We start from the raw sequence: 9,347 nt of genomic DNA, 5'->3' as shown, positions 1-9,347 counted from the left end.
GTCTTCGTCGAGTGGAACAACGTCAGCGCGGGCTTCGACGCCGGTGCCGACTGGGACTTCGGCCGCCAGGAGCTCCTGCGCGAAGGCTTCGCGTACGTCGGCGTCTCCGCGCAGTTCGTCGGTGTGGACGGCAGCGGCGGGATCGCGGGCATCGGCCCGCTCAAGAAGTCCGACCCCGTCCGGTACGGGTCGCTCGTCCATCCCGGCGACAGCTACTCGTACGACATCTTCTCGCAGGCGGGCGCGGCGCTCCTCCACCCGAACGGCGTCGACCCGCTCGCGGGACTGCACGTCGAGCGTCTGCTCGCGGCCGGTGAGTCGCAGTCGGCGTTCCGGATGCTGACGTACGTGAACGCGGTCGACCCGCTCGCGCGCGTCTACGACGGCTTCCTGATCCACAGCCGCTTCGCGAACGCGGCTCCGCTGTTCGAGGGGCTGGGCGGCGAGGTCCCGGGTCCGACACGCATCCGGACGGATCTGCGCGTGCCGGTCCTGCAATTCGAGAGCGAGACCGACATCGTCCGCGCCTACCAGGCCCGCCAGCCCGACAACGACCTGTTCCGCTCGTGGGAGGTCGCGGGCACGTCGCACGCCGACCTCTACTCCGTCGGTGCGGCCGCCGTGTCCCTCCTCGGCTGCACCGTCCGCATCAACGAAGGTCCCGAGCACTATGTGCTCCATGCCGCGATCCACGACCTGAACGAGTGGGCGCGCGACCACGACGACGCGCCGCCGCACAGCCCGCGCATCGAGCTCGACGCGAACGGCAACGTCGTACGTGACCGCTTCGGCAACGCGCTCGGCGGGATCCGCACGCCGCAGCTCGACGTGCCGATCGCCACGCTGACCGGCATCAACAACGAGACCAACGGGTTCTGCGGCCTGTTCGGCGAGACGATCCCGTTCAGCGCGGCGACGCTCAAGTCGCTCTACCCGACGCACGCCGACTACGTCGCCAAGTTCGACCATGCGGCGCACGAGGCACGCGAGCGTGGGTTCCTGCTCCGTCCCGACGTCGAGGAGATGGAGGCGATCGCGGCCGCCGCGCCGATCCCCGCGTGACGCGCGAGTCGACGCGTGGGTCAGGGCGGCCGGGAAGCGGGGGCGGGTGCGAGGCGAGACCCGCCGCGTCGGCCCCCTTGCCCGAGCGGAACGTGTGCATGCGCGGCACCCTGATCCACGCGGGGTGGGACGGCGCGCGCGTCTGGACGGCACCGCATGCGCGCGCAGCGTTTCCCGTCGTCACGCACCGGGGTACGGGGTGGCCATGACCCAGCGCCACGTCGAGATGCCGAGCGAGGTCGGGCCGCGGATCGGCTGGTTCGACCGGTTCGCGGGCGGGTCCGCCCACGTAGCGAGCCGCGCGCCGTTCTTCGCGGCGTGCGTGCTGCTGATCGTCGTGTGGGCGCCGACGGTGCTCTTCCTGAACTTCGACACGTGGCAGCTGCTGATCAACACCGCGACCACGATCATCACCTTCCTCATGGTCGCCCTGTTGCAGAACAGCCAGACGCGCAACGACCAGGCGACCCAGCACAAGCTCAACGCGATCGCGGACGGGCTCGCCGACCTCATGGAGCGCATGAGCGGCGACGACACCTCGTTCAAGCGCGAGATCCAGGAGCTGAAGCTCGCGGTCGGGCTCGAGCTGCACGAGAGCACGTCGGGTCAGGGTGCCGACGATCCCGCGCAGCGCGGCGTCGACAACAGATACCGGCGCGCCGCGAGCTGAGCAGCGCGACGCGCGGCCCGTCGAGCCGGTTCTGGCGGGCGCGCGACCGGGCAGGACCGGGCCTGACGGCACGAGATTGCTACGAAGCGGCGCGCGTCCCGACGCCCGCAGCCGCCGGCGACGCGACACGGACGTGGTCGGTGCGCCGCAGCTCGCGCATCGGCTGCACGACGTAGCAGTACTGCACGAGCCGGTCGAGCGTCTCGTCGTCGAGCGCGGTGATCCGGCACCCGACGCGCGCGACGTCGGTCGGTGACGCGGAGACGGAGCGCACCTCGGCATGGAGCTCGCTGTCGCACACCGCCCCGGTCGCGTCGGGCAGCTTGACGACGAGCGTCAGCGCGTCGCCGGCCGTCCACGAGCCCTCGGCCTCGAACGCGAACCCGTCGGGAGTGAGGTCGACGATGCGGGCGATCGCGTCGCCCGTCCGCCCCCACAGCTCGACGGGGAAGCGGTAGCTGTGGCGGAGCTGACGGCGGCGGACGAGCGGGACGAGCACCCCGCCGATGTGGGCGAGCTCCCACGCTCCGAGCAGCAACGTGACGACGAGCGCGAGACCACCCAGGCGCGGCAAAGGCACGACGCCCGCCCACGCGCCGATCCGCGCCGAGACCGCGCACACGAGCACCGTGCCGACGGTCGTGAGGAGCGCGAGCGCACGCAGCACGTGCACGCCTCCTTGGTCCACACCCTGCTTCGGTGTCACGCGGAACTTGCCCGCGCGCGACGTCACGAGCGTCGCGACCGCGCGCACGAAGATGCCCATCGTCATCAAGCCGTAGTGGGTGCTGTCCGCAGGACCGAGCCGGCCGCGCGCGAGCGCGATCGTCGCGGTGAACGCGAGCAGGGTCCACGGCAGCCACACGAAGACGAGACCGGCCGGCGTCGCGGTCATCGGGAGCCGCCCCGTCAGGAGCGTCGTGGCGAGCACGGCCAGCAGGACGAAGCGCTGCAGGCCGCCGAAGTAGTTGAGCAGCGACCCGAGGTAGCTGACGCGTTGCGCCGGTCGCAGCCCCCGGCAGGTCACCGGGTTCTCACGCGTGCGGAAGACGCGAAGGTTGCCGCGCGCCCAGCGGTCGCGCTGGAGGAGGAACGCGGCGACGTCGTGGGGCGCGAGCCCCTGCACGAGCGTCTCGGCGTGGTACCGGGTCCGCCACCCGCGCGCGTGGAGCGCGATCGTCGTGTGGAAGTCCTCCGCGACCGTGTCGGTCAGCACCCCGCCGACCTCCGCGAGCGCGGCGCGGCGGATGACGGTCGCGGACCCGCACCAGAACATCGAGTCGTGCCGGTCCTTGCCCGGCGCGATCACCTCGTAGAACAGCGTCTGCTCGTGGCGGCGGCCCTTCGAGTGCTGCACGGAGTCACGGTTGTAGAAGTCGTGCGGCGTCTGCACGAGCGCGATCGACGCGTCCTCGAAGTAGCCCAACGTCGCGTCGAGGATGTCCGGGAGCGGTACGTGGTCCGCGTCGAGGACGAGCACGAGCTCACCGGACGTGTGGGCGAGCGCGTGGTTGATGTTCCCGGCCTTGGCGTGCGCGTTGTCCGGCCGGGCCATGTAGCGCGCGCCCATCTGCTCCGCGAGCGTCGCGACCTCGGGCCGCCGGCCGTCGTCGAGCAGCCACGTCGTGTGCGGATACGCGATCGCCCGGCACCCCGCGAGCGTCGCGTGCAGGACAGCGAGCGGCTCGTCGTACGTGCAGACGAACACGTCGACTGTCGGGCTGCTGTGGAGCACGGGCCGGACGGGCGGCCGAATGCGCCACGCGTCGAACACGTAGCAGGCCAGGCTCACCCACCCGAACGCCTCGGCCAGCAGGAGCGGCACGAACGTCTCGGGCGCGGCACCGCTGGAGGTCCAGACGACCCGCCAGGCGAGGTACACGAGACCGGTGAGGAGCGCGAGGACGGAGGTCGCGTGAACGGCTCGGGGGTGGCGTGCCCACCAGGACGGGTCGCGCTCGGGGCGCGTGGGGATGAGGTCGGCCGCGTCGGCAGATCGGCCCCGGGTGACCGCCATGCGTTCTCGTCGGCCGGACGGGGCGATCCTTGAGCGGATCGCCCGAGGTCACACCGGGCCGCCGCGAAGATGCGGCACTCACGTACGCAATGCGTACGTGAGTGCCGCATCGTTCGAGGGTGATCAGGTGAAGTACGTGATCTCGTCGATGCGCTGCATGACGTCGGCCGTCAGCTGGGGCACGACGTCCAGCGCGCCGAGGTTGTCCTCGAGCTGCGACACGCGGCTCGCGCCCGTGATCACGGTCGACACGTGGGGGTTTCGGGCGCACCAGGCGATCGCGAGCTGTGCCAGCGTGCAGCCGAGGTCGTCCGCGACCTCCTTGAATCGGCGCACCTTCGCGTTCCGCTTCGGGTCGGTCGCCACGCCCTGCAACCACTCGTACCCGGGAAGCGCCGCGCGGCTGTCGTCCGGCACGCCGTCGAGGTACTTGCCGCTCAGCAGGCCGGACGCCAGCGGGCTCCACGTCGTGAGCCCCATCCCGAACTCGTCGTAGAGGCGGCGGTACTCGTTCTCGACGCGCTCGCGCCACAGCAGGTTGTACTGCGGCTGCTCCATCACCGGGCGGTGCAGGTGCTCGCGCTCGGCGACGGCGTGCGCGGCGGCGATCTCCGCGCCCGACCACTCCGACGTCCCCCAGTAGAGCGCCTTGCCGGAGCTGACGATGTCGCTCATCGCCCACACCGTCTCCTCGATCGGCGTGTCCGGATCGGAGCGGTGGCAGAACAGCAGGTCGACGAAGTCGAGACCGAACCGCTCGAGCGATCCGTCGATCGCCTGCATGAGGTACTTGCGGTTCAGCGTGTTGCGCATGTTCGGGACCTCGTGGAGGCCCCAGAACAGCTTCGTCGACACGACGTACTCGTGACGCTGCCAGCCGAGCTTGCGGATCGCGGCGCCCATGAGCCGCTCGGAGTCACCACCCGCGTAGGACTCGGCGTTGTCGAAGAAGTTCACGCCCGCGTCGAACGCGGTCGCGAGGCACTCGGCTGCGAGATTCTCGTCGAGCTGCGGGCCGAAGGTCACCCACGACCCGAACGACAGCACCGATACCTGCAACCCCGAACGCCCCAACCGGCGATACTCCATGTTTCTCCTGTCGCGGTTTCGCCTGTCGCGGTTTCTCCTGTCGCGCTCGCAGAGCTCGCCGCTCCTGCGAGCTCGCTTCGCACCCTTCGCGCTGCTCCGCTCGCCGCCCCTGACGACGGGTGCACGCTAGTCGGGCGACGTCCGTCGACGGCCGGCGCTCGCGAGGCTGTACTGCCCGGCACCATTTTGCCGGGCAGGGGGCAGGACATGCGGCGGGGTCTGTTGGTGCTCGCGACGGTCGCGGTCGTCGCGACCGTGTTGCCGGCGTGCGTGCCGGCCAATCCCAACCAGCTGCCGGTGGACCACGTGGTCATCCTGATGCAGGAGAACCGGTCCGCCGACTCGTACCTGGGGCAGCTGCGGGCACAGGGCCATCCCGACTACGAGGCGGAGCCAACGACCGGAGACCCGGACCCGACGAACCCGACCGGGCCGGCGATCGTGCCCTTCCACAAGACGACCTACTGCGACGTCGCCGACCTCGACCACAGCTGGAACGGCGCGCACGCGGAGTACGACAACGGCGCGATGGACGGCTTCACGACGACGAACGCCGTCGCGGCCGACCCGACCGGCAGCCGCGCGATGGGCTACTACGACCGCAGCGACCTTCCCTTCTACTACGACGTGTACAGCACGTTCGCGACGAGTGACCGGTACTTCTCGTCGACGCTCACGCAGACGTTCCCGAACCGCATGTACCTGTACGCGGGCTCGTCGTACGGCCACATCCGCAACGACTTCCACGGCCTCGACGTGCCGTCCGTGTTCGAGCAGCTCGACAAGCACTTCGTGAGCTGGAAGATCTACGCGTCGCAGTACCCGCTCGCGTACGGCAGCCTCTTCTTCAAGTACGTCGCCGACCGGGCGTCGCAGCACGTGTTCCCGATGACCCAGTACTACGCCGACGCGGCGGCCGGGAAGCTGCCGAACGTCGCGTTCGTCGATCCCGAGCTCGTCGACACACCGAACGCCGAGAACGACGAGCACCCGATCTCCAACGTGCAGCTCGGTCAGAAGTTCGTCGCCGACGTGACGAACGCGCTCATGCAGAGCCCGAACTGGGCGTCGTCCGCGATGTTCCTCACCTACGACGAGGACGGCGGCTTCTACGACCACGTCGCGCCGCCGGCGGCCGTGCCGCCGGACACGATCGCACCGATGCTGCAGCTGGGCGACACGCCGGGTGCGTTCGACCGGTACGGGTTCCGGGTGCCGATGGCGGTCATCTCGCCGTACGCGAAGGCGCACTATGTGTCGCACACGACGTACGACCACACGTCGATCCTCGCCTTCCTCGAGTACCGGTTCGGGATGCCCGCGCTGACCCAGCGGGACGCGCACGCCGATCCCATGCTCGGGCTGTTCGACTTCACGCATACCTCGTTCGCGACACCACCGACGCTCGCGACCGCGGTGGTCGATCCGGCGCAGCTCGCGGCCTGCCCGACCAGCTCCGGGTGACCGAGCAGCGCGCGGCGTCCTAGAGGCGCGGCGACGGCGCGACCGCGCGCTGCACCAGCGCGAGCGCACGCACGACCGCGCACGACGAGCGCGGGCCGTCGACGGCCAGCGCGGCGTCGAGCTTCACCCGCGCCCCGCACGGGAGCGGCACGGCCCGCTCGTCAGCACCGCGTCCGCGACCGACGAGCAGCATCGCGACGACACGCGCCGGGGTGACGAGCCGCTCACCCGTGGCGTCGCGCGCCCCGACGAGGACGCGCGCGGCCAGAACGTTCGCACTCGCGGCGAGCACCGCGACGGTCGCCGCGAACGTCCCGCCCGCGCGGACGCGCGCAATCTCCTCCGCGAGCACCGCGTCGACCTCGTCCCGGTCGAGCAGCACGAGCGATCCGGCGCTCATCGTGATGCGCGCGCCGCGCCGGCTCCGCCCCGTCGTGAACACGAACGGCTCACGCACCGGTGACAGGTCGAGCCGGGGGGCCCGCACGCCACCGCGCTCCGCGAGCACACGCAGCGAGCCGTCCAGGTCGGGACGGCCCGACGCTCCGGCCGGTCGAGCCCCGGCGAGCAGGGCCGGAGCATCGCCCGCCCCCCACCAGAGCCCGGCGAGAACGAGCACGGCGACGAGCACCGAGACGCGCAGCGGCCCGGGACCCAGCAGCCCCCCGCCGACGACGACGGCGCCGAGGACCACGAGCACGAGGACCCAGGCCGCCATGTCGCGAGTGGTGTGGAGCCGTAGCGACGCCTGCCTCCGTGCCGGACCGTCGTCCTGCCGACGCACGTTCACCGTCGCTCCCGGACCCCACACCACCCGGCCGATCTTGACCGGTGCCGTCCGCGGCGCCATCCGTAGAACTACGCGTTCCGCGGATCGCAGCCGCGAGACTCCTTGCCGGGACTCGTATCCTCGGGGCAGGCCGTTCGGGGGGACGGCCCGGGGTTTCACATGGGTGCGTTCGAGCGGGCAGGCGCGTCTCCGGCAGCTCTCGTGGGCAGAGCGCGCGAGCGCGAACACTTGGAGCACCTGCTCGATGACGCACGGCAGCAGGGACACGGCGGTTCGTGCATCGTCAGCGGCCCGCCCGGCATCGGGAAGAGCGCGCTCCTCTCGTGGGCGGTCGCGCGGGCGCAGGGGTTCGCGGTGCTGCACGCGACCTGCGCGGAGCGGGACGCGGCGCGCGCCTACGGCACGATCCGGACACTCGTCGAACCGCTCGACGCGCACCTCGGGCGGCTCGTGCCCGTGCACGAGCGCGCGCTGCGCGGCGTCCTCGGCTGGGGGCCGGGCACCGCGGTCGACGGTCTCGCCGTCGGTGGCGCACTCGTCGGGCTGCTCGCGCTCGCGGCCGAGGATGCGCCCGTCCTCGTCGTCGTGGATGACGTCCACTGGATCGATGCGTCGTCGGGCGAGACCCTCGCGTTCGCCGCGCCGCGGCTCGGCGACGAGCCGGTGGTGCTGCTCTTCGCGAAACGTGACAGTGAGCCCGACCCGTTCCGCGGGCGCGTGCCGGTCGTGCAGCTGCCGGGGCTGTCGGGACTGGACGCGGCCGAGCTCCTGGGGCCCACCGTCCACACGCGCGTCGCAGAGGAGCTCGCGCGCGCGACGCACGGCAACCCGCTCGCGATGCTCGAGACGGCAGACGAGCTCACGGACGAGCAGTGTCGCGGTGACGTCGCGTTGCCGCGAACGTTGCACCTCGGCGACGTCCTCCTCCGTGGGTTCCTCCGGCGGACCGAGGGCGCGTCCGTCGCGGAACGGCGCATCCTGCTGTTGACCGCGGCCGACGAGCACCTCACGCTCGGCCAGCTACGCGAGGCCGCGACCGCGGCGGGCTACCCGCCGTCCGCGGTTGCCGACGTGCTGCAGCGCGACGTGCTGACGGTCGGGCGCGGCAACCTCGTCCACTTCACGCACCCGCTGCTGGGTCACGCGGTCTACCAGCACGCGACGGACGACGAGCGCCGCGCCGCGCACGCCGTGCTCGCGGGCGTGTTCACGGGGCCGGACGTCGATCGCAGGGCGTGGCACCTGGCCCGCTCAGTCGACGGTCCCGATGCCACGGCCGAAGCGGCGCTCGTCGTCGCGGCGCGGACGGCTCGCTCGCGCAGTGACCACCTCGCGGCCGGGGAGGCGTTCGCGCGCGCCGCCGAGCTGGCGACGGGCCGCGCGCGCGTGCACCACCTCAAGGCGGCCGGCGTCGCGTTCGCGGACGGCGGTGCGGGCGAGCGGGCGCGCGAGTGCTTCGACGCCGCGTTGCTGCTCGTCGACGACGTCGCGACGCGTGCCGACATCGCGCTCGAGCGCACGCGTCCACTCGTGCACACGGTTGGACCGTCGGTGCTGCAACAGGACCTCCTCGTGCTCGCCGACGACCTCGGCGGCGATCCGGCGCGGGCGTCGCTCGTCACGGCGGTGTGCGCGCTGCTCGCGTTCCTGATGGGCGACGTGAACGGCACCCAGGACCTGTGCGAGCGCGCGCTCGCGTGCTGTCCCGACCGGGACGGCATCGCGACCGCAGTGGCGTCCGCGGTGCTGCAGATCGCGCTCGTGGCGCGCGGTGACGTCGGTGACCGGGCAGCCGCGCTCGCCGACCAGGCGAGCGTGCTCGCCGCGACGGCGCTCGGACCCACGACCGTCGGCTACGCCGACCTCGTCGCGAGCGCGCTCCTGTGGATCGAGGAGTTCTCCGCGGCGTCGCACCTGCTGTCAGCGATGGTCGAGTCCGCGCGGCGGCTGTCCGCGGTGTCGATGCTGGCGTTCGCGCTCGTCGTCCGCAGCGACCTGTACCTGCGGACGGGCCACTGGCAGGCGGCGCTGGCCGACGTCATCGAAGCGGACGAGCTCTCGCGCGAGGGCCGCGTCGCGCCGATCGCCGCCGCGCTCGTCGAGCGCGCCCGTGTCGAGGCCGGTCTCGGCGATCTCGACGACGCCCGTGACCACGCCGCCGCCGGCCTGCGTGTCGCCGTCGAGCTCGGGCTCGGCGGTGCCGAGTACCGCGGGCACGCGACGCTCGGGTTCATCGAGCTCGCGGCGGGGAGGTT

The 9,347-nt window shown here is 71.9% G+C and carries 7 protein-coding genes; 4 read left to right on the top strand and 3 right to left on the bottom strand.

Features of this window, described 5'->3' with window-relative positions:
* The coding region (locus VFC33_13480; protein HZR14246.1) for an alpha/beta hydrolase domain-containing protein at nucleotides 1-1,062 on the top strand (1,062 nt) is incomplete at its 5' end.
* 205 nt (nucleotides 1,063-1,267) lie between these two features.
* Complete coding sequence (locus VFC33_13475) at nucleotides 1,268-1,732, top strand: low affinity iron permease family protein (protein ID HZR14245.1); 465 nt, start codon at nucleotides 1,268-1,270, stop codon at nucleotides 1,730-1,732.
* Nucleotides 1,733-1,811: 79 nt separating this feature from the next.
* Here the strand turns inward: VFC33_13475 and VFC33_13470 are convergent, their stop codons facing one another.
* Together VFC33_13470 and VFC33_13465 are read right to left on the bottom strand one after the other, a co-directional pair.
* On the bottom strand, nucleotides 1,812-3,749 hold the full coding sequence (locus VFC33_13470; protein ID HZR14244.1) for a glycosyltransferase family 2 protein: 1,938 nt from the start codon (nucleotides 3,747-3,749) through the stop codon (nucleotides 1,812-1,814).
* A gap of 123 nt (nucleotides 3,750-3,872) precedes the next feature.
* Nucleotides 3,873-4,838 carry an aldo/keto reductase gene (locus VFC33_13465; protein ID HZR14243.1) on the bottom strand — a complete coding sequence of 322 codons (966 nt, stop codon included), beginning with the start codon at nucleotides 4,836-4,838 and terminating at the stop codon, nucleotides 3,873-3,875.
* A gap of 207 nt (nucleotides 4,839-5,045) precedes the next feature.
* Here VFC33_13465 and VFC33_13460 point away from each other — a divergent pair, with 207 nt between their 5' ends.
* Complete coding sequence (locus tag VFC33_13460) at nucleotides 5,046-6,302, top strand: alkaline phosphatase family protein (GenBank protein ID HZR14242.1); 1,257 nt, start codon at nucleotides 5,046-5,048, stop codon at nucleotides 6,300-6,302.
* 19 nt (nucleotides 6,303-6,321) lie between these two features.
* Here VFC33_13460 and VFC33_13455 read toward each other — a convergent pair whose 3' ends face one another.
* Nucleotides 6,322-7,020 (bottom strand): hypothetical protein, encoded by a 699-nt coding sequence (locus tag VFC33_13455; protein ID HZR14241.1) that lies wholly within the window; start codon nucleotides 7,018-7,020, stop codon nucleotides 6,322-6,324.
* Nucleotides 7,021-7,320: 300 nt separating this feature from the next.
* Here VFC33_13455 and VFC33_13450 point away from each other — a divergent pair.
* Nucleotides 7,321-9,347, top strand: a 2,027-nt coding sequence (locus VFC33_13450; protein ID HZR14240.1) for an AAA family ATPase, incomplete at its 3' end; no start/stop codon positions are given.

Source organism: Acidimicrobiia bacterium, assembly GCA_035651955.1.
Taxonomy (GTDB): Bacteria; Actinomycetota; Acidimicrobiia; order IMCC26256; family JAMXLJ01; genus JAMXLJ01.
The sequence above is the reverse complement of the archived record's forward strand: the minus strand, read 5'-3'. Positions and strand labels throughout refer to the sequence as shown.

What these genes read in the sequence shown, in the direction of transcription:
- VFC33_13455 (HZR14241.1), bottom strand. Translation starts at nt 7,020, where the DNA reads ATGGCGGCCTGGGTCCTCGTGCTCGTGGTCCTCGGCGCCGTCGTCGTC.
- VFC33_13475 (HZR14245.1), top strand. Translation starts at nt 1,268, where the DNA reads ATGACCCAGCGCCACGTCGAGATGCCGAGCGAGGTCGGGCCGCGGATC.
- VFC33_13470 (HZR14244.1), bottom strand. Translation starts at nt 3,749, where the DNA reads ATGGCGGTCACCCGGGGCCGATCTGCCGACGCGGCCGACCTCATCCCC.
- VFC33_13460 (HZR14242.1), top strand. Translation starts at nt 5,046, where the DNA reads ATGCGGCGGGGTCTGTTGGTGCTCGCGACGGTCGCGGTCGTCGCGACC.
- VFC33_13465 (HZR14243.1), bottom strand. Translation starts at nt 4,838, where the DNA reads ATGGAGTATCGCCGGTTGGGGCGTTCGGGGTTGCAGGTATCGGTGCTG.